Below are 20884 nucleotides of genomic sequence, written 5' to 3'. Positions count from 1 at the left end.
GCCTCCTTTCAGTTGTGGTGTCCGTAGCTGGTCAGAGCGGCGTCGATCGCGCGCTCGACCTCGTCGAGCTGTTCGGGTGTGTGCCGGTCGGAGAAGACGAAGTAGCCCTTGGTGAAAATCCGGCAGTCCGAGAGAACGTCCAGCAGGTGCGCGCGGAACGGATCCGTCCAGAAGTCGGGAAGGCCCGCCGTGCCCAGGGAGAAGCTCGAGTGGTCGCCCCGAACCTCGATGAAGCCGCCCAGGCCGAGCGCGTCGATCCGGAGACGAAGCGCTTCCAGCATGTCGGCGGTCCGCGTGCGCCACGACGGCCACGCGGGAACCGCGTCCATCAGGTCCTCGCAGGCCAGTGCGGCAGCGAGAGCCAGCGACTCGCTGGAGTGGGCGTTGCTCATGCGTACGTCCTCGGCACGCATCACCAGGCGGTGGTCGCCCAGGAGCGCCGCCAACGGCAGTCCGTTCGCCATGCCCTTCGAGACGCACAGCAGGTCCGGCCATACGCCGACTTCACCGCAGGTGGCGCGTCTGCCCATCCGTATGCCCGAGGTGACCTCGTCGAAGATCACGACCGTGCCCGTGGAGCGCGCCTCGTCCACGACGGCGCCGAGGTGATCGCCAGACCAGCGGTTCGGGCACACCACCACTGCGGCGACGTCCCCCGGATGCTTGCGCAGCAGTCCGACGAGGCGCTCGGGATCGTCGGGAGGAGTGGTCAGCGTCAGTGCTGCCACTGCTTGCGGGATGCCGAGGGTCGTGGGCCGGGCCAAGTAGTGCGACGGTGCTGCCCAGTCGTGCCACCCGTGGTACTCGGTCGCCACGACGAGGTCGCGCCCGGTGGCCGCGCGGGCGATCCGTACCGCACCGCTCACCACATCGGCACCGCTCTTGGCGAACTTCACCGCTTCGTAGACTCCGAACCGGGCCAGGAGCCGTTCGGCCATTGCCAGTTCGAGAGGGTCCGCCACCGAGAACGCGGTGCCCCGCCCCAGCACCGCACTCACCGCTTCCCCGACCTCGGGCCGGGCGTGCCCCCAGGTCACCGTGCCCATGGCCATCTCGCAGTCCAGCCAGGTACGTCCGTCGAGGTCGGTGAACGCGGCGTCCTTGGCGTGCACGGCCACGATCGCCCCCCGCCCCGGCAGCAGTCGGTGCGGCGTCTTGGCCAGGGTGCTGCACCCTGCGGGGACCACGTCGACGGCCTTGCCGAGCCAGGTGAGGCTGGACGTCCGAACCGAGGCGGTCGTTCGATCGGCCGTCACCGGACCTTGCTCCCCGGCCAGCAGCCGGCGTAGAGGTCCTCGAGGCCCATTCTGTTGCCGTGCAGGTCGATGACGACGTCCTTCGTCTGAGTCCGAAGGCGCTGGGCGAGCCACATCCTGTTGTCGAGCAGGCGGACGAAGTTCTCGACCAGAATCAGCAAGGGCCGGGGCTCGGTGAGGAGTTCGGACGGCAGCAGATGCGGGAGCAGGATGGGCCGCGCCCCGTCCACCTTCGTCGAGTAGTCGAGCACGCCGTGCCGGTCGAGAGACGATGCATCGGCGAGTGCCTGCCAGACAGCGGCGGCATCGGTACGCGTCTCGGCGAGATCCACGGGAACGAACCGGCTGAGATCGGCCGTGCCGGACAGCGCATCGAGTATCCGCGAGATCATGTCGTTGTCGACATGGTTGCCCCAGGTCTTCCAGAACCGCGCCAGGTTGCTCTTGCGGTTGCCCTCCCGGTGTACGCCGTTGCGCAGCTCCCAGTGATATGAGGTGACCTTCGGGTCGATCACCGTGCGGTAGCCGACTGCCCTCGCCCGCATCTGGTAGTCGAAGTCCTCGTATCCGTTGAAGTACCGCTCGTCCAGCAGGCCGACGTCACGTCGGACCTGCCGGGTCATCGCGAACAGCGCGAAAGCGGCCAGCTGCACCGCGTACGGCGCATCGGGTAAGTCGGCGGGCCGGGCGTTGAGATACAGATGCCGGCCCAGCGTCTCGCTGAACGAAATGCCGCAGTGCTGCACACCACCGGTGTGCGGGTACAGCAGTACGCCGGCGGTCATCCCGGCCTCCGGATGGTCGTGCAGGGTCCGCAGCATTCCGGACTGCCAGTTGGACGCCAAGATCAGGTCGGAGTCGACGAAGAAGATGTGGTCGCCCTCCGCCCGGGACAGGCCCTGGTTGAGGGCTTGCCCGCAACCGCGGGGGTTCGCGTTGTGCACGATCTCCACCGTGACGGCGCCGAGCCGCTCGGTCTTCAGAGTGCGAGCGAACTCCTCGATGAGTTCGCCCACTTCGGGCCCGGAACCGTCGTTGATCAGGATGAGCTCGGTTTCCGGCTCGACAGTCAGCCTCAGCGACTCGAGGAACAGCGAGAGAACTGCGGGCGATTGGTAGACCGGCACGATGATGCTGCTACGCAAGAAGACCCCCACGCGTTGGAGCGACTCGCAGCACGGAGTCAGGCCGAGCTTCCGAGTGCGCGAATGTGAGCTGATCGCAAGGACGTTTAGGGCAAGGCGGTAGAGACCCGACGATGAACCCCCCAGAATTCAACGTGTCCACACAAAATCGATCATCGTGGGAAGCCTGAACGCTCCGAGGGTTTGTTGTCAAGCAGCTTCCGCAACGCCCGCGCTACCGGCGTCCAGGACCCGACCTGCGCGAACCTGGCCGTGTGCGAAGCCTGCACAGAAACAGCTTTGGCCGAATTTCATCTGGATCGCATGGGCGTGTCGGCCTGGAGGCCGGGGGCGGGGGTTGCCCAGGACCTCGCCCACCCCGCTGCGGGGGGAGAGAGGATCGGGCTTCATGCCGCATCCCGGGTGCCCTGAAGCGCACTGAGTCGACCTGTGTGGCCGGCGACTTGGCCGGCGACGTCACCCGCTACGACATCCATACGGTTCGCGAGCGCCGGGACCCACACCGGGTCACGGTAGAGAGCCGCCGGGGCGCGCGGGGCGGCCGGAGGTTACTCGCGCTCCGCGGGCTGTGCCGCTCGGGCGGCCTTGCGTCGGCGCCGGCGGATCAGTAGCCCGGCGGCGGACAGGAGTGCCAGGCATCCCGCGAGGAGCCACGGAACTTCCAGGAAGCTGTCGGATCCGGAGCCACGAGCGCTGTCCGCGGTCGCTGTGAGGGTGACATCGCCCCATCCGACGAAGGGTGCGCCGGACCAGGACTCGGACAGCCGCACTTTCTGCCCCGGGAGCAGCTCGGCCGGCACGTCCGCCAGCCGGATCTCAGCAGGCCCTCCCAGGAACATTCCTCCGACGCGAAGCGAGACCCGGGGGTCGAGCTTCACGTTGCCCGTGTTGTGCAGGGTGTACGAGACAGTCGACGTGCTGCTGCCGGTCCACGGTATCCGCGGGTTCCGTGCCGTGAACCGTACGTCCTCGACGGCGAGGCCGGGCTTTCGAGGTCCGTCGACGCTCAGGTAGATCCGGGCTCCGACACCCCGCTGGACGCCGAGGTGGGAGCCGGCTCCGGCCTGCACGCGGTTGTCGACAGCTACGAGGGCTCCCACATGGTCGCCGGGTGAGGCGTCCTTGGGGATCCGCAGAGTGAGGCCGACCGTCACCGACGAACGGGCCGGGACCGTGACGACGTCCCGCTCGGGCTTTCCCCAGGCGCCGACGTCCTGCTGGGTCTCCTCGATGCCGCGCACGGCCAGTCCGCCGTCGCGTTCCGTGTTGTAGGCGTCGGCGACGTAGAGGCGGAACGTCAGCTCTCCGTCTGTGGTGTTGGTGACGACCGCGCGGTCGGAGAGCGTCGCGCCGGGATGAGCCGGGAGCTGGAACGCCGTCCGCGGGGTGATCGCGGAGTCTGCGGGCTTGACCGACCATTCGCCGTTGTCCGCCGCCCCGGCCGGTGCTGGGAAGAGGACCGTCAGGACAAGGAGGAGGACGACGGAGACTGTGCGGCGCATCGTTCTTCAGCTTTCTGGACGTCGCGTGCCGGACGGTTGGCGTCCGGCACGCGGGCGTGATCAGAGGAGGGTGAGGGTGAGTGTTCCGGCGTAGTCGCCGACGGGCGTGTACTTCGGGACGTCGAGGGACACAGTGGCGTCAGCGGTGAACTCTCCGCCGGTCAGGTCACTGTCGGGGGCGGATGCGAGGGTTGCGCCGTTCTTGCCGACGGTTCCGGGGCTGCCTGCCGTGCAGGTGCTGGGGCTGTCGGTCTTGGTGGTGCAGGTGGGCGTCCAGGTGAGCCGGTCGGCGTCGATCTTTCCGCGCGACCCGGTGAAGTCGGTGACCTTGCCGGTGAGCGACCAGCCGGACTTTCCGCCGCGGAAATCCTTGACGGTGATGCTGTTGAGGTTGCCGGTGGAGGCTCCGCCGGCGCCGAAGTTGACCGGGGGAAGTCGGACGGGGTCTCTTGTGGTGGCCATGGTGAGTACGCCGGCGTTGACCGAGGTCGTGAGCTGCTGGTCGGCCGTTCCTGGGGCGGGCGGATCGGTGGGGTCGGTGGGACCGTTGGGGGCGGCGACCTTCCATGCCTGACCGGCTGATCCGTTGCACGCCGACTGGACGATCTTCGTGCCGACCGTGGTGGACCCGCCTCGGACGTCGAGGCATTTGCTGCTGTGCTTGGCGACGATGCGGACGTATCCGTCGGGGAGGGTTTCGAAGCGCCAGCGCTGGTTGTCTCCCCAGCCGCAGTCGTACTGCTTGATCTCGGCTCCGTCGGCGGTCGAGTTGTCGGCGACGTCGAGGCACTTGCCGCTGTGCTGGGCGAGGATGCGGACGTAGCCGTTGTTGTTGTCGGTGAACCGCCACTGGCTGTTGAGTCCGCGGGCGCAGGTTTCCTGGGTGATCGGCACCTGGTTGTCGGAGAGGCTCTCGGGCACGGTCACGCAGGCGCCGCTCTTCTTGCCCGTGATCGTGTTGAGGGGGTCGCCTCCGGAGCCGGAGACCCGGCCTGTCTCCGTGTCGATCGAGACCTGTGGATACCACGGAAGAGTCATGGTCGTGGAGTTCGGGAACTCCAGCGGAAGCCACACGTACTTGGAGTCGTTGACGCGCTTGGGGTTGGGCCCCACGCCCGCCCACCGGTCTCCCATGTAGAGGAAGGAGGTGGTCTCGCTGCCTTCCACAGGCAGGACGAATGTCGTCTGCGAGTGGTGGCCGTCGCGGTTGCCGACGTCCCTCATCGGCGACCACGGTCCGGCGAGGCTGGTGGCGGTGGCGTACTTCTGCTGGTTCGGGTCCCAGTAGCTGGTCCCGGAGGTGAGCATGAAGTACACGTCCCCGCGCTTGAACAGGGCTGGCGACTCCCGGTGCTGGCCGGGCCAGGGGTTCGCCACCAGTTGCCTCACCTGTGTGTAGTCGTCGGTGAGTTCGTAGATGTGCAGGTCGGCGTTGTGGTTGGCGGCGGAGATCATGTAGGCCTTGCTGGTCTTCTTGTCCTTGTAGACGGTGATGTCACGGGACATGTGCTCGGCGCCAGTGGCGTCCTTCGGGCGGAAGGAACCCTTCCATTCATACGGGCCGTCCACCGTGGAGGAGACCGCCACTGCGGCGCGGGCCTCGGCGTAGGAGTCGTCGGCCTCCTTGTGCATCCACATGACGAACTGCTTGGTCTTGTCGTTGTAGAGGACCTTGGGCCGCTCGATCACCGCGGAACGGATCTCGGGGTCGGCCTCCTGGGTCAGGACGTGTCCGCGGGGCTCCCAGTTCTTCAGGTCCTTGGAGCGGTAGGCCGACACGTAGCGGAACTTGTTGTCCTCGCCCCGGTCCTCGCCGAACCAGTAGTAGTAGTCGCCGACTTTGAGCACACCGCCACCATGGGCCTGCACCCCTTCCCCCGCGGTGTCCGGGAACTGGGTGCCGGATTCGGCGGTGACAGGCGCGGCCAGCGCCGCAGGCGCCCCACCCAGGAAAGGCGGGAGCAGGCTCAGGCCCACGAGGACGGATCTCACTCTTCGCATGCAGATCCTTGATGTCGCCGCGCATCCATGGGTCCCCATTGAGCGGAGGGTCCCGCCCTCCAATCGCACGGGAAGCAACATTTCTGCGCGTGAACCAACATTTGTGCCCAGAGAGTGGCCCGCACATTGCCTGAATGTCAACAGTTTGTGAACAAATATGACGTCTTGTGCATGTAGCTGAACGGAGGGTTATCTCCCCCGGGCGTCCCGGAGTTCGCGCGCACCTGAGGCCCAAGTCGGCCTTCCCCTAGGAGGGTTCGTCGCACAAGCGATGTCGGTGGTCAGGTCTGCGGCGCTCGAGGGAGGAGATGCGCAGAGGCGCCCGCAGGTTGCCCGGCCCCCGTATGCGGTCCGTCAGATCCTGGTGGCCAGGGGGACGGAGATCTGCTTCAGCCAGCGCCCCGTCGCGAAGTCGCGGGCGTTGACGACGGCGCGGTCACCGTGCACCTCGACCTGGAGGCCCTGGTTGAAGACGCAGGGACCGCGCTCTCGCCGCCCTGTCCGTTGTCGGTGGAACCGGCCTGCACCGCACCGGTGTTGATCGCCGAGAACCTGTCCAGGTTCTCGGTGCGGGACGCCACCTGCCGCATGCACCAGGTCGGACGAGGCCTCGTTGCAGTACTGGAAGCACTGCAGGACGCCTGTGTTGGCTACCCGAAAGGAGACCTGCTTCCCCATGGACGGTACGGATGGACCCGGATTCTGGAGCGATGGCCCGTCAGGACGTCATGAGCTCCAACAGCCGTCGAGTGGCCGGGCCGTAGACCCCAGATGGGTCGCCCTGGATGCCGTGCGTCGCCTGGAACCTCTCGACCGCGTCCTGGAGGTGCTTGTCGTAGCGTCCTCGCTGGGGGAGGCTCCACGACCCGATCTGCGCGAGCCGGTGTTGCAGTTCGAGGATCTCGGGCCCCGTGTCGTGCCGGCGCAGCGTCGGCGCCTCGGCGGCGGACACCGGCGGAGGAGCCGGCGGCGACGTGCTCGGACCGCCTTGGAGCTGTCGGCCGGCTGGCGCGGAGCTTGTACCAGGGGCCGTGCTCGCGGATCGGCCGACCGGTGACGACGTACCCGCCGGGCCTTGTCCGACTGCCGGCGTGGTTCGTTGCGAATCGCTCGGCAGCGGGCTGTCGGGCTGGGCCACCTCGGGTGCCATGCCCGCGTCCTCATCCCCGTCTGACATGCCCGCGTCCTCATCCACGTCTAGAACGTCGAGCTGGCTCGCCGGGGGCGGCGACGCCGTCTCCCGGGCGTCCTGGCTTCGGAGGAACGCGTACGTGCCCGCGATCGCGGCGCAGCCGATCAGGGTGGCGATGGCCGCGGTGATGGGGAGGCGCCGACGCCCCTTCGCAGACCTGTGGGCCCTGTGGGCCCTGTGGGCCCTGTGGGCCCTGTGGCCCGCCGCCCTGGTCACGACCACAGGAGGGTCGAGCACTTCGGTGCCGGGCGGCAGGTCACTCGCTCGTACCACCCGCGGAATCTCCATCGTCGCCGTGGTGGCGGTCGGCGCATCTGCGGGCACGGCTTCGTGGCGGGGAAGGTACGGCCGGACCCACTCCTCTTCGAACTGCACCGGAGCCGCGGTCTGGTGTGCTGCCGCGGTGTGATGCGCCGCGGCGCAGTCACACCGCAGGTGGTCACCGCATCGGGGACAGATAGGGCTGCTCACTGGACTCCAGTCGGCTGTTCCGGGACATGCCGCAGGGACCGTTGGCGAGCGGCGTCGTACAACAAGGGAAGAGTTGAGCCTGCGTCTGAGCGAGCAGCCTCACAGCGTGTTCGCTGCGGAACGACCGTGCAGCGAGCGGGAATTGACTGAAACTTACTGTGTGGGGAGTGTGGAGATCCAGTCCGGTCGAGCCGGAATTTCGTAACGATCAGCTAAACGCTTCGCTTTACCTGCGATCACGGCCCGAGCGTGGCGAGGAAACTCGTGCCGGCCCCGACAGCCGTTGCAGAAGGCCCGGGACGGGGCTCACCGGGCGGCGTCCCGGCGGTTCCGCTGTATGTCTAGTACACGCTCGCCCCTCTGGGGCACAGCGTTTGCGGAGCCGCTGGCGCAACTGGGTGGAGCACCACCTCGACGAGATGCGCGACGCCCACCGGCGCAGGCCCGCCGCGTCGTCGTGACGGCCAAGTGCGCGCCGCCCGTGGCTCCTTGGGCGAATCCGAGGTGTTGACTTTCTTGCGTGTGTGTCTGATTCTTTTCGGCATGGGTGCCAACAGGCAACCTTGCCTGCCCTGACCGGCATTGCACGCTGACCGCCGTTTCGCCAGCATGCTGTTCTTACTGCGGAAATGCGTCTGCGGATCGAAATATGGTGCTGCATTCTGCGCCGGGACACCCGTCTTTCGCTCTGCTTGATGGATGCAATAGCCCCAGCGAGAACTGCCATTCCTCCGGCAGAGGAACAATCTGTAATTTCTCGGAAAGAACTACCGGTGGAGATGTCGTGTCCTGAACAATGGGGCGACGAATCATCACCCTGCCGTGAGTCGGATGACCGACCAGCATCTGTGCGAAGTCATCCGCACCGGAGACCCTGCCGCACCCATGGCCGAAGCCGAGCTGTTCCGGCGTCATCGGCCGCGCGTTGCCGCCTTCGCTCGACCTATCGGCAGCGACCCTGTACCCGCAGGGCGAACCTGGCCCTCTCCACCGACGCCGCAGGACGCAGGACGCAGGACACATCAAACTTCACATCGCCCCTGGCTTCGCCCTGACCTCCGGCGGCAGTGAACCCGGCGCTCCTGTCGCCTTCGGGCGCGCAGGCGCGGCCGCCGAGCAGCGCTGGAACGGACCCGTCGGGCAGCGCTAGGCGACACCGCTCGCATGGCGCTCGCCGCGATGCCGGCGCTCCGTCGTGGCGGCCTGCCGTGGCTGCCCTCGACTGCTCCATACCTCCCCCGACCCGAACCAGTCAACACAATCGAACATCACCTTGAGAAGTCAACAGTATTCGCCAGCACCGCGGCGCGTGCGTCCGGGCCCTGCCCGAGAAAGCTGCGGATCACGGGTACGGCGATGCTGAGTACCCGGCAGGAAACCCTGACACCCTGCTCATCCGGTACTGGGAAGGGCAAGGGCTGTGCGGGGCGGCAGACGCTGGGCTGGGCGCAGCGCGGAAGGTCACAGGGGTGCATCGATCGGAAACCCCACCTTCACCCTGTTGACTTATGGAGGAAATAGCGCTTTTCTCTGTTGCATCAAGTGCGAAAGAGACCGACTGTGGCGGATTTCTCAGCTAGGGGTGATCGTCCGCTCGTCTCGTTCGTCGTCGAGCGAGGTTCCGAACGCTGGTTCCTCACTCAGCAGACCCTGCCCCGGCCCGTGGCCGTAGGGCAGCGACGGCAACGACGGCCGGCCCGCAGCCGTGTCACATCGCGCGCCTCACTGCTCGGTCCTGTGCGACCGTCCAAGCAAAGGGAATGACATGCTCACTCACCACAACCGCCGACCGGTGGCGGCTGCGGCTCTGGGTCTGGCCGCGATGCTCGTCCTGTCCGCGTGCTCCAGTGGCCAGGAGGCGACGGCTGGGGGAACGGAGGTGGCGAAGGTCGACGGAAAGATATCCCTGACCTACCTTCAGAAGCAGGGCGACCAGGAGTACTTCATCGGCGAAGCCGCCGGCGCCAAGGCGAAGGCGACCGAACTCGGCGTCGATCTGAAGATCGTGAACCTGGGCAACGACGCGAACAAGACCGTGAGCGAGGCCCAGGCGGCCATATCGCAGAAGAGCAACGGCCTGATCGTCGTCGTTCCCGACCCGGCCGTGGGTCCGCAGGTCGTCAAGCTGGCGAAGGACGCCAAGGTGGCGCTCCTGACGTCGGACGACCAGATCTGCAGCACCGGCCCGGACCCGTCCGCCTGTGCTGAAGACGACCTCGTGCCGCGCATCGGGTTCAGCGGTGAGCAGATGGGCGGTGAGGTCGGCAAGCGAGCCGCCGAAGAGTTCAAGAAGGCCGGCTGGAATCCCGCGGAGACCCGCACGATCTCGGCCTGGAAGCAGGACGTCACGGTGTGCACCGATCGGGTGAACGCCTCGAAGAAGGCGTTCGGGGAGTCTGCCGGTGCGCCGGTGCAGAACATCGACGTGCCGACGGACAACTCTCCGACGGGCGCCCAGGACAAGATCGCCGCGACGATCACCGCTAACCCCTCGGTGAAGCACTGGGTGGTGTGGGGCTGTAACGACGAGAACGTCCAAGGCGGCGTCACTGCCCTGGAGAACGCCGGCTTCAAGCCCGACAACGTCATCGGTGTCGGTCTCGGGGCCTACCTGGCCTGCAAGAACTGGAGCTCGGGCAAGCCGTCCGGAATGAAGGCGGCGCTCTTCATCAACGGCAAGGACGTCGGTGCGCTGGCCGTGCAGACAATGTTCGACAAGCTGAAGAACGGCAAGGACTTCCCCAAGGAAGCCTTCGCACCGACCAAGATGGTCGACGCCTCCAACTGGAAGGACGCGGGGGTCGCCTGCGGCTGAGCTCCGCCCCGCCCCCAGGACGGGTACGGCAGCCGCAGCGGCCCCGTACCCGTCCCGACCACCGCCGGCCAGCAGCGTTGCAGGGCCGGCACACGTACCTCCAGCTTGTGAGGCCCCCATGACCACAGCCGGCACAGAACCACCCGCAGCCGCCTCTGCCCCGTGCACCGGCGAAGAGATCTCCGTGGAGAACGTCACCAAACGCTTCGGTGCGGTGCAAGCGCTCAACGGCGTCACGCTCGCCTTCCCCCGAGGCCAGGTGACCGCCCTCATGGGCGAGAACGGCGCGGGCAAGTCAACCCTCCTGAAGATCCTCACCGGTGACCACCAGCCCACCGAGGGAAGCATCCTGTGGGACGGACGTACACTCACTCTGTCCTCGCCGCATGATGCACGCCGGGCCGGTATCCGCATCATTCCGCAGGAGCCCGAGATCATTCCGCATGTCTCGGTCGCCGAGAACGTGTACGCGGGCGCCCTGCCGAGGCGCGCGGGGCGTCGCCTCGACCGGGCAGCGCTGCGGCAACGCATCACCGCCGACCTGGCCCGTTTCGGCTTCGAGAAGGTCATCCAACCCGATCAGCTGGGCTCGGAACTGACTCCGGCGCAACGTCAGTTGGTGGAGATCCTGCGCGCGCTGACGGGTGACGCCAAGGTCATAGCCTTCGATGAGCCCACCTCCTCGCTCTCCGAGAACGAGGTGGAGGCGCTCTTCGCCCTCATCCACCGATTGCGTGAGCAGGGCATCGCCGTCATCTACGTCTCCCATCGCATGAAGGAGATCTTCCGACTCGCCGACCGTATAGCCATCCTGCGCGACGGCACGGTCGCCGGTGTGCTTGAAGCCGGCGACACCGATGAGGCAGAAGTCGTCCGCCTGATGGTCGGGCGTGACCTGTCCACCTTGTTCGTGCGGCAGGACGTCGCACGCGACGAGGTGGTCCTGAAGCTGGAGGGTGTCACGACGGACGACGTCTCCGGCATCGACCTGCAGGTCCGCGCCGGAGAGGTGGTCGCCCTCGCCGGGCTCATGGGCGCAGGGCGGTCCGAACTGGCGCTCGCCCTAGCCGGTGACCAGCCGATCCGATCGGGCCGGGTCTCCGTGAACGGCCGGCCCCTGCGCCTGCGCAGCCCCAAGGACGCGATCCGGGCCAGCATCGGACTCGCCCCCGAGGAACGCAAGGCCCAGGCACTGTTCCTCCATCGATCCATCCGGGACAACACCTCGCTGGTCAGCCTGGAGCGGCTGCGCCGCTGGCGCTTCGTCCAGAGCCGTCAGGAGAAGGCGGTGGCGCAGGACTTCTCCGACCGGCTGAGGGTACGTACGCCCTCGATCGAGCACGAAGTACGCAAACTCTCCGGCGGGAACCAGCAGAAGGTTGTGCTCGCACGGTGGCTGCTGCGCAAGCCCAAGGTCCTCATCCTCGACGAACCCACGCGCGGCATCGACGTCGGCGCCAAGGCGGAGATCTACCGCATCATCGCCGACCTCGCCCGGGAAGGGGTCGCCCTGCTGGTGATCTCCTCCGAACTGCCTGAGGTCCTGGGCCTCGCCGACCGGATCGTCGTGATGCAGAACGGCCACATCACAGGCGAACTCAGCCGCTCGCAGGCGACCGAGGAAGCCATCCTCAGCCTCGCCATGGCCGACGACCTCGCTCCCGTCGCATTGGACCGACCGCTCACAGACTCCGCCGATGGAGACGCTCGATGACCACCACCCAGACGCCGACGACAACCGAACACACCCCTGCTCCGGTGCAGAAATCCAAAGGGGGTCTGCTTTCGTCGCTCGGCGGTCAGAATCTCAGCCTGATTGGCGCTCTCGTCCTGGTCCTGGCCCTGTTCGGGGTTCTCAACGACAACTACCTGAGCTTGTCGAACATGCAAGTGATCGGCGAAGCGGCGACGATCACCGGTCTGCTGGCGATCGTGCAGACGGTCGTCATCATCTGCGGGGGGCTGGACATCTCGGTCGGCTCCCAGGCCGGCCTGGCCTCGGTCGTGAGCGCCATGGTGTTTACGTCCACCGGCTCCAACCCCTACCTCGGCATCGTTGCCGCGGTGGGTGTCGGGATCCTGGTGGGTGTGGTCAACGGCGTGGCCATCGTGTACGGACGTGTCAACCCGACCATTGCCACGCTCGCGGGTCTGGCCGCGTACAAGGGCGTGGCGCAGCTGGTCTCGGACGGGCGGGCTCAGGGCTACGTCCTGAACGACCCGCTGTTCGTCTTCCTCGGCCGGGGCAAGATCGCCGGGGTTCCGGTGATGATCTGGATCCTGGTGGTCGTCGCGCTCGCCGTGCACGTCCTGCTCAAGTACACGGACATCGGCCGCAACATCTATGCCATCGGCGGGAACGACACCGCCGCGCGGCTGGCCGGCATCAACATCAACAAATACCTGGTGGCCGTCTACGCCGTCATCGGCGTCGTCGCGGCCGTCGCGGGCATCCTGCTGACCGCCCGAACCGGCTCCGGTCAGCCCGTCTCCGGCAGCGAGGGCCTCGAACTCAAGGCGATCACGGCGGCGGCGCTCGGCGGTGCCGCACTCAAGGGCGGCAAGGGAGGCATCGGCGGCACGCTCCTGGCCGTCGCCCTGCTCGGCGCCCTGGAGAACGGCCTGACCGTGGAAGGCATCAACACCTTCTGGCAGAACGTCGCCCAGGGCGCCCTCCTCGTCGCCGCCGTCGTCATCCAGCAACGCCGCAGCGGCGAACGCGCCGTCGGACTACCGCACTGACACGTCGTACGTCGGTAGCGGCAGTCCGCCCGATGAGGTCCGCCCCAAAAGGGGACGGACCTCATCGGACTGCAACGTTTCGGCGTGACCTTTTGTCCGATCGTGATGGATGCAGGGTACAATTGATCCTCGTCTGGAATTCGCTGAAGATCATCGGGTGGGATTGTGACGGAGCCGACGCCGCTGGCGGCGCAGCGGAGGGACCTGATCCTCGACATAGTGCGCCGCAAGGGGGCGGTGCGCGTAGCCGCCCTCGTGGAGCAGCTCGGGGTCTCGGACATGACCGTCCGCCGCGATCTGGACGTGCTGGCCAAGGCTGGATCCGTCGAGAAGGTGCACGGCGGGGCCGTGGGCACCGCCGCCACCACGTCCGACGAGCCGGGGTTCGAGACCAAGTCCACCCTCGAGTCAGCAGCCAAGGGGGCAGTAGCCGAAGCAGCCGCCGGCCTGGTGAAGCCCGGCAGCGTCGTGGCGATCTCCGGAGGGACGACGACGTACGCCGTGGCGCACCGGCTGCGGGACATCGCGGGGCTGACGGTGGTGACCAACTCCCTGCCCGTTGCGCAGCTGCTGCGGCGGTCCGGGGCAGAGGAAGGACCCATCGGCCCGACGTTGCTGGTCACGGGTGGCGCGCCCACGAAGTCGGCTTCTCTGGTCGGGCCACTGGCAGATGAAGCGATCCGCTCCCTGCAAGTCGACTTGCTGATCGTCGGCGCCCACGGGGTGTCCGAGCGTGCCGGGGTGACCACTCCGAACCTTGCGGAGGCGGAGACCAACCGCACGCTGATCTCTGCCGCCACTCAGGTGGCCGTAGTAGCTGATCACAGCAAGTGGGGCATCGTCGGCCTGAGCCGGTTCGCCAAGCTGTCCGAGATCGACTACTTCGTATCCGACGACGGACTCGGCGCGCAGGCACGCACCCTCCTCGGCGAGCAGGTGGGTCAACTGATCATCGCGGGCACACAGGGCTCGTGAACCCGCCCGGCGCGGGGTCCAGGACCGTCTGGGCTCCACCGGCGGGTTGGTTGGAGAACCTCACTTCGGCGCCGAGCACTCGCGCCTGCCCGACGGCGACGGTCGGTCCCAGCTCGATTCCGCCGCCACGCCGGCGGGTCGCCGTGTGAAAGCCCTGGAGCCGAGGGTACGACGCGAACACGCGGCCCGGTGCGGCCCGTTGCCCGAGCCACGCGAGGGCGATACGGGGACGAGCCTCCTGTATATAGAGCTTCACCCGCTGGCAGTTGCCGGTGAAGCCGTGCTCGGCCACCAGCCGCTCGTGAACCACGGCACCCTTGATCAGGGTCTCCGGCCGCAGCATCGCGTCGGACCGGGAAGATCGGGCGGGTCCCCCAGCTGCGGGACTTCATACAAGGCCATATGACCGTGCGGTGGAGCCCGGAACAGAGCTGCCGAGCCCTGCCGCGCCCGCTCCCCCAACCGGCCGCAGAGGCGGCAGTTTCTTGCAGCTCGGGAGATCTGTCCGCACCCGAAACCGGCCGCGAGCGGACGCTGTCGCCGTGGTCCGGAAGGGTGGGATGTCCGCCTGAGGCGGGAGATGAGAAATCTCTCCTCTTTCATCCGTGCGTTCGATTGGGGCGGCAGACTGGCCGGATGGTGCTTCGGAAGGTCGGCGTGGTAGTCGCTGCTCTGTGCGCCCTTACGGCCGTAGGGGCACTGACCGGGTATGGGTGGTCCGGTGACGGCGATCCGCCATCTCTGGGTCCTGAGGTCGTGGTACCTGCATCGAGGAACGGTCTTGAGCCGTCGTCACCTCCGTCGCGGTCTGTCGTGCCCTCCTCTGCTCCACCGCCGTCAGCCGTGGAGTCGCCTGCTCCGAGTTCGTCGGCCGAACCCGGAGGCCGGCCGGTCCCGAGGCCGTCGCCGCCCCTCAGCGACGACGATGCGGGCCCTTCTCCCAGTGCCAGCCGGCGAGCTACGGCCGGGAGCGATGACGATGACGACGGCGGCAGCGACGGGTGAGACGGCGCCGTCGGATGCCGAGCGCCCGGTCGCACATCGTGGGGATGATGCTGCTCCTGGTCGCCACGACGCTGGCCGTGCCGGCGTTAGGCATCACGCTGATGTGGCAGGTCAGGCTTGATGCCGAGGTGGATGATCAACTGCGCCGTCAGGCCGACCAGTTGCGCCGGTTCGCACAGACGGCGCGAGAGCCGGCCACCGGGGAGCCGTTCGTCGACGGGGCGTCGCTGCTGACCGAGTTCATGACCGTCAACCTGCCGCGCCGCGAGGAGGCGTTCTTCAGCCTCGTCGACGGCCGTCCCGACCGGCGCAGCCCCGGTGCCGTGCCCACGCGACTGGACCAGGACGCAGCTGTGGTCGCGCGGCTGTCGAAGGGGCGTGGCACGCGGATCGGCTGGCTCGACTCGCCGGCCGGGCGAGTGCGCTACGGCGTCGTCCCGGTGCGGGTTGCGGGGGACCGGCACGACACGCGTCTGGTGATCGTGGAGTTCCGGGATCGCCAGACGCGGGAGGAACGGTGGCTCGCGAAGATGTTCCTGACCGCGGGTGGCGGAGGGCTGGTGCTCGCGGGCGGGGCGAGCTGGCTGGTGGCCGGCCGGGTGCTGGCGCCGATCCGCCTGGTGCGGCAGACCGCCGAGCGGATCGGAGAGTCCGACCTGGCGGAGCGGCTGGAGGTGGCGGGAACTGACGACGTGGCAGCGCTGGCGCATACGTTCAACAACATGCTGGACCGGCTGGAGAGCGCGTTCACCGCCCAACGCCGTTTTCTCGACGAAGTGGCGCACGAGCTGCGCACCCCGATCACGGTGATCCGGGGCACTCTGGAGCTGATGGAGGACGGGGCGGACGATCCGGCGGCGACCCGAGCCCTGGTAGTGGACGAGTTGGACCGGATGACCCGGATCGTGGAGGACCTGCTGCTGCTGGCCAAGGCGGAGCGCCCGGACTTCCTGGCGTTCGGCGAGACGAACCTGACGGACCTGGTGGTCGACGTAGTCGCCAAGGCCCGGGCGCTGGGCAGCCGGCACTGGCAGGTGGCACAAGTGTCGGAGGCCACGCTCTTTATCGACGGCCAGCGGCTGACCCAGGCGCTGATGCAGCTCGCGGCGAATGCCGTGCGCCACACCCGTGCCGGGGACCTCATCGAGGTCGGCTCCCAGCTCCGCGAGAGCCACCTGCTGCTGTGGGTGCGGGATACGGGGCCGGGGGTCGGGCCGCAGGACCGGGAGCGCATCTTCGAACGCTTCGCGCAAGTCGGCCGAGTCGTCTCGACCGACGCGTCGAGCCCGGGCATCGGGCTCGGCCTCGCCATCGTCCTGGAGATCGCTCAGGCGCACGGCGGCACGGCCTGGGTGGAGGACGCCGAGGGCGGCGGCGCCCGATTCGTGATCGCTCTGCCCTCCCACACTTCCTGGCAGAAAGGACACCATGAACCGGGTACTCATAGCGGAGGACGAGGCCAGGATCGCCGCTTTCGTGCAACGGGGCCTGCAAAGCGCTGGTTTCGTCACCACCGTGGTCGGCGACGGGCTGTCCGCCTACGAGGAGGCCCGGGCGGGCGGCTGTGACCTGATGATCCTGGATCTCGGGCTGCCGGCCTGCGACGGGTTCACCGTGCTGCGCAGGCTCCGCGAGGACCGGGTGACCCTGCCGGTGATCATCCTGACGGCGCGGGACAGCGTGTCCGACACTGTGGCGGGTCTGGAGGGCGGCGCCGACGACTACCTTTCCAAGCCGTTCGCCTTCGAGGAGCTGCTGGCCCGAGTACGGCTACGGCTACGCGCGGACGGCGCCCCGGAAGCCTCACTGCTGAGAGCCGGTGACCTCGTACTCGATCTGCGCACCCGGCGGGCACACGTGGACGGGAGGGTGGCTGAGCTGTCCGCGCGGGAGTTCGCACTGGCCGAGGCGTTCCTGCGCCACCCCGATCAAGTGCTGACGCGGGAGCAATTGCTCAGCATGGTCTGGGGATTCGACTACGATCCCGGGTCCAACATCGTCGACGTCTACGTGCGCTACCTGCGACGCAAAGTGGGCGCCGACCGGGTGGAGACCATCCGCGGCGCCGGCTACCGGCTGCGCGTCTGACTGCCGCCTCTGTCCGCGCACAAGAGTTCATGGGCAGAGCCCAGGCGGCGCCGCCGCAGGCCGGGCGTCATCTGGTTCGGGGGGCGCTCGGCAGCCCGCCATGCCTCCGGCCAGGACCTGCCCAGGGCGGGCGAAGCCCATCTGGCAGCGACACTGCAGGCGACCTCGACCGCTCGGCACGGTTCGCACACGTTCCGATCAGGTGACCTGGGGAAGCCTCGCGTGCAATCCGGCTCGAGCACACCGTCTTCGTGCGTACGCCGCCGTCCGGCTGGGTACGTGGGCGTCTCCCGGCCGCGCCAAACCGTTGCGGCGTGCCCATGAGAACACTCTCACGGGCAACCCACGATTAGCTCATGTACTCGCCACAGGCTCTCCCCCATGACATCCACCCAGGATGTCTCAGAGCCAGGAGACGTGAGCATGGACGACCTACTGAAGCGGGCCCGCTCCTTTCGACACCGCATCGCCCACGAGGAGGAACTCTTCCGGGACTTCGCGCTCGGGCAGGCCCCGGCAGCGCTGTTCATCACCTGCTCGGACTCGCGGGTCGTGCCCACACTGATCACCGCGGCCGCGCCGGGCGAACTCTTCGAGCTGCGCAACGCCGGCAACATCGTGCCGCCCTACCGGCCGGGCTGTCGGTCGGGCGAAGCCGCCACCATCGAGTACGCGGTGGAGGTCCTGAAGGTCCGCGACATCATCGTGTGCGGGCACTCGCACTGCGGCGCGGTAGGGGCCGTGGCTCGTGGTGAGGACCTGACCCGTCTGCCCAGCGTGGCGGATTGGGTGGACCTCGCCAGGCCGGCACTGACCGGGCTGCTCGACATCCCGCCGAAGGACCCGGCGCTGCCGGACGCCGTACAGCGTCACGTCACCGCGCAACTGACGACGCTGCGCGGCTATCCGCAGATCGAGCGCGGCACGGCCGCCGGCCGACTGAGCCTGCACGGCTGGTACTACCGGGTGGACACAGGGGATCTGTGGGAGCTCGACGAGGCAGGAGGTGTATTCGGCCAGCGCTGAGACCACAGCCCCTGCAGCGCACCGGGTCACCGGTGCGCGCGAAAGGAACACCCGTGCCCCCTGAACACACACGCTCCGCCCGCAGCGCACGCCACGCCCGCCGGGGACCCGGCCAGTCGGCCCGCCCGGCCTCCGCCGGCAAGGACGTCCTCGCTTCCCTCGTCGTCTTTCTGGTGGCCCTGCCGCTGTGCATCGGGGTGGCGGCCGCCTCCGGCGTCCCCGTCGCCCTCGGCATCATCTCCGGGATCATCGGCGGCCTGGTCGTCGGCTTCCTGCCCGGCAGCAGCCTGCAGGTATCAGGGCCGGCAGCCGGCCTCGCCGGGCTCTGCCTGGAATTCACCACCGAGCACGGTCTTGCCCTGCTCGGCCCCGTCATCCTGGCCTCCGGCCTGATCCAGGTGGGGCTCGGAGCGCTCAGACTGGGAAGTCTGTTCCAGTCCATCTCCCTGGCCGTGGTGCAGGGCATGCTCGCAGGCATCGGGCTGCCGCTCATGCTGAGCCAGAGCTACGCCGTCATGGACGCCAAGCAGCTCGGCTCGGCCGTCGAGAACATCGAGGGCCTGCCGCACTTGGTCCAGTCCACCCTTGCCGATCCACACCGGCTGGCCGCCCTGTCTCTGGGCATCGGCTCCCTGGCGATCTGCTTCCTGTGGAAGAAAGTGCCCGCCCCCCTGTCCAATGTGCCCGCCCCCCTGATCGCGGTCATGCTCGGCTCCGTCCTCGCCGCCCTGCCCGGCATCGAGGTCAAGCGGGTGGTCTTCGGCAGCCTGCTGGACGCGGTGGACTTCCCCGGTCCGGACGATTTCGCCGGCCTTGCCGACCCCGCGGTGATCACCATGGTGATCACCTTCGCCGTCATCGCCTCCGCCGAAAGCCTCTTCAGCGCCGCCGCCGTCGACCGGATGCACGACGGGCCTCGCACCAAGTACAACGCGGAGCTGGTCTCCCAGGGCATCGGCAACGTTCTGTGCGGGAGCCTCGGCTCACTGCCCATGACCGCAGTGATCGCCCGCAGCTCCGCCAACGTCCAGGCCGGAGCCAAGACCAAGACCTCCCGCGTGCTGCACGGCGGCTGGCTGCTCGGCTTCGGGCTGCTGCTGCCCGGCCTGCTCGGCCTCATTCCGGTAGCGGTGCTTGCCGGCATCCTCCTCCACGCGGGCTGGAAACTCTTCGACCCCACCGCCTTCCCGAAGATGTGGAAGACCGACCGCGGCGAGGGCATCGTGATGGTCGTCACGACCGTCGCCATCGTGGTCGCCAACCTCCTCGAAGGCGTGCTCGTAGGTCTGGCGGTCGCCATCGTCCTGGTTGCCCTGCGCATGTCCAGGATCGCCTTCCGCACCACTTCGGTCGACAACACCGCCTGCCTGACCATGAGCGGCAACGCGACATTCCTGCGCCTGCCCAAGCTGATCGAGGCCCTGGACTCTGTCGCGGGCAGGCCGCGCATCCATCTGGACCTCACCGCCGTGGTCCACCTCGACCTCGCATGCCGCAGCCAGGTGGAGGAATTCGCCGAACGACAGCGCAAGGCAGGCGCCGAACACGTGGAACTCCTCCTGCCGGGCACCCCGCCGGAGAAGACGGCGGCACCCGTCCACAGCCCCCTCGAAGGGGACTTCCCGGAAGGACGGGAACACCCGCAGGAACAGACCGCGCACTCCCCGGCCAGACTTCCACACCGATTGTCGGCCTGATCCCCGGTCAGAGGGCGTTTCGACCCATTGGCGGTGGAGCGGGCGGGGAGTGCTTCGTAGTCGCGGGCCAGGCGGCGGCGGTGCATGAGCCAGCCCATTGCGTCGGCCGCGCGGCGAGGTGTCTGTCGTGACAGATCCTGGTCCGCGCGGCCTCCCGCCGAACCGGACATGACGGTTCCCGGTCATCCGGCTCTCCAGTGACTACGGCGTGAATGTTCTGGCTGGCTGTTCCGAATGGATGCGGTCGTGGCGAACATCGCAGGCCACGACCGTTTTGCGGCGTCGTTGGAGCATGACGCGCGTCCAGTCGGAAGGCTGCCGTCCGGCATGTGCGAGGTCGGCGAGAGCGCGGACGTGGTGCACTTGCACATTGCCCTTGCTTCCGCAGATTTCGCATGTGTCCGCCAGGAGCCTCGCGATGAGTTCCTTCTGCGGGATAGTCGACCCGGACCGGCTCACGATCGACGAGTTGACGTGGTGCTGAGCGGCCTGCAGGGCGGCGACCTGGTGGTGGCCACCATGGAAGTGTGGCGACTGAACGCTGTACCCATGCCGATGCCCGAGCCAGAGCCCGGCACCAACGAGCAGGTTCCACCAGCAGCGTTGCGACACTTCAGGAAGGGTGCTCCCCACCTGACCTGGGCCTTCGTTCGCCTTCGGAATTCGAACCCTAGACCTACGCAAACGGGACCATAATGCAACCCACTGCGGGACAACGCTGTCGAGGATCGGCGCACGATCCCCGGGGAAGCGAGCGGGAGCGATCGTCAGCGACTTCAAGACGCACCCCAGGAGCATGCGTCGGTCCGTGAGCGTCGACTCCGCCCACGCTTCCGCCAGTGCCTCGCCGTCCGCGAAGAAGACCGAGAGGTCGGCCTCCCGAGCCAGTTCAGCGGCTTCGAGGTCAAGCGATTCGATCACTGCCGATTGCTCAGCCGACAGGGCCTTGAATCGTTCCTCCGCCAACGT

General features: G+C 67.8%; 12 protein-coding genes and 3 pseudogenes. 8 read left to right on the top strand and 7 right to left on the bottom strand.

Annotated elements, in window-relative coordinates; genetic code table 11:
- Positions 1–8: 8 nt before the first annotated feature.
- From AB0M39_RS25460 to AB0M39_RS25435, 6 genes and pseudogenes are all read right to left on the bottom strand, one after another.
- Positions 9–1256: an aminotransferase class III-fold pyridoxal phosphate-dependent enzyme gene (locus AB0M39_RS25460; RefSeq protein ID WP_365368183.1), complete on the bottom strand. Its 1248-nt coding sequence runs from the start codon at positions 1254–1256 to the stop codon at positions 9–11.
- A complete protein-coding gene (locus AB0M39_RS25455; RefSeq protein WP_365368181.1) occupies positions 1253–2401 on the bottom strand; it encodes a glycosyltransferase in 1149 nt (382 codons plus the stop codon). The genes AB0M39_RS25460 and AB0M39_RS25455 overlap by 4 nt, the downstream gene beginning before the upstream one ends.
- Before the next feature lie 548 nt (positions 2402–2949).
- Complete coding sequence (locus AB0M39_RS25450; protein WP_365368179.1) at positions 2950–3903, bottom strand: DUF916 domain-containing protein; 954 nt, start codon at positions 3901–3903, stop codon at positions 2950–2952.
- Positions 3904–3963: 60 nt separating this feature from the next.
- Positions 3964–4410, bottom strand: a pseudogene (locus AB0M39_RS25445) (beta-xylosidase); the annotation flags it as partial.
- A 60-nt stretch (positions 4411–4470) separates the two neighbouring features.
- Positions 4471–5904, bottom strand: a pseudogene (locus tag AB0M39_RS25440) (RICIN domain-containing protein); the annotation flags it as partial.
- Positions 5905–6622: 718 nt separating this feature from the next.
- On the bottom strand, positions 6623–6856 hold the full coding sequence (locus AB0M39_RS25435) for a peptidoglycan-binding domain-containing protein (protein WP_365368177.1): 234 nt from the start codon (positions 6854–6856) through the stop codon (positions 6623–6625).
- A gap of 2476 nt (positions 6857–9332) precedes the next feature.
- Here AB0M39_RS25435 and AB0M39_RS25430 point away from each other — a divergent pair.
- The 8 genes from AB0M39_RS25430 to AB0M39_RS25395 all read left to right on the top strand — a co-directional run bounded on the left by AB0M39_RS25430 (position 9333) and on the right by AB0M39_RS25395 (position 19915).
- A complete protein-coding gene (locus AB0M39_RS25430; RefSeq protein WP_365368175.1) occupies positions 9333–10382 on the top strand; it encodes a substrate-binding domain-containing protein in 1050 nt (349 codons plus the stop codon).
- A 184-nt stretch (positions 10383–10566) separates the two neighbouring features.
- On the top strand, positions 10567–12096 hold the full coding sequence (locus tag AB0M39_RS25425) for a sugar ABC transporter ATP-binding protein (RefSeq protein WP_365368173.1): 1530 nt from the start codon (positions 10567–10569) through the stop codon (positions 12094–12096).
- Positions 12093–13124, top strand: coding sequence for an ABC transporter permease (locus tag AB0M39_RS25420; protein WP_365368171.1), 1032 nt, complete (start codon positions 12093–12095; stop codon positions 13122–13124). Before AB0M39_RS25425 ends, AB0M39_RS25420 begins: the two co-directional genes overlap by 4 nt.
- A gap of 165 nt (positions 13125–13289) precedes the next feature.
- On the top strand, positions 13290–14099 hold the full coding sequence (locus tag AB0M39_RS25415) for a DeoR/GlpR family DNA-binding transcription regulator (RefSeq protein WP_365368169.1): 810 nt from the start codon (positions 13290–13292) through the stop codon (positions 14097–14099).
- Positions 14100–15151: 1052 nt separating this feature from the next.
- A complete protein-coding gene (locus AB0M39_RS25410) occupies positions 15152–16672 on the top strand; it encodes an ATP-binding protein (RefSeq protein WP_365368167.1) in 1521 nt (506 codons plus the stop codon).
- Entirely contained in the window at positions 16581–17192 is a 612-nt protein-coding gene (locus AB0M39_RS25405) for a response regulator transcription factor (protein WP_365368165.1), read from the top strand. The genes AB0M39_RS25410 and AB0M39_RS25405 overlap by 92 nt, the downstream gene beginning before the upstream one ends.
- Positions 17193–17615: 423 nt before the next feature.
- Positions 17616–18218: a carbonic anhydrase gene (locus AB0M39_RS25400; RefSeq protein ID WP_365368163.1), complete on the top strand. Its 603-nt coding sequence runs from the start codon at positions 17616–17618 to the stop codon at positions 18216–18218.
- A 53-nt stretch (positions 18219–18271) separates the two neighbouring features.
- Positions 18272–19915 carry a SulP family inorganic anion transporter gene (locus AB0M39_RS25395; protein WP_365368161.1) on the top strand — a complete coding sequence of 548 codons (1644 nt, stop codon included), beginning with the start codon at positions 18272–18274 and terminating at the stop codon, positions 19913–19915.
- Between the two features lie 201 nt (positions 19916–20116).
- On the opposite strand, the pseudogene AB0M39_RS25390 reads toward AB0M39_RS25395, so the two are convergent.
- Positions 20117–20884: pseudogene (locus AB0M39_RS25390) on the bottom strand (hypothetical protein); the annotation flags it as partial.

The organism is Streptomyces sp. NPDC051907, assembly GCF_040681075.1.
GTDB lineage: Bacteria > Actinomycetota > Actinomycetes > Streptomycetales > Streptomycetaceae > Streptomyces.
This window is presented reverse-complemented; position numbering and strand designations above follow the sequence as displayed.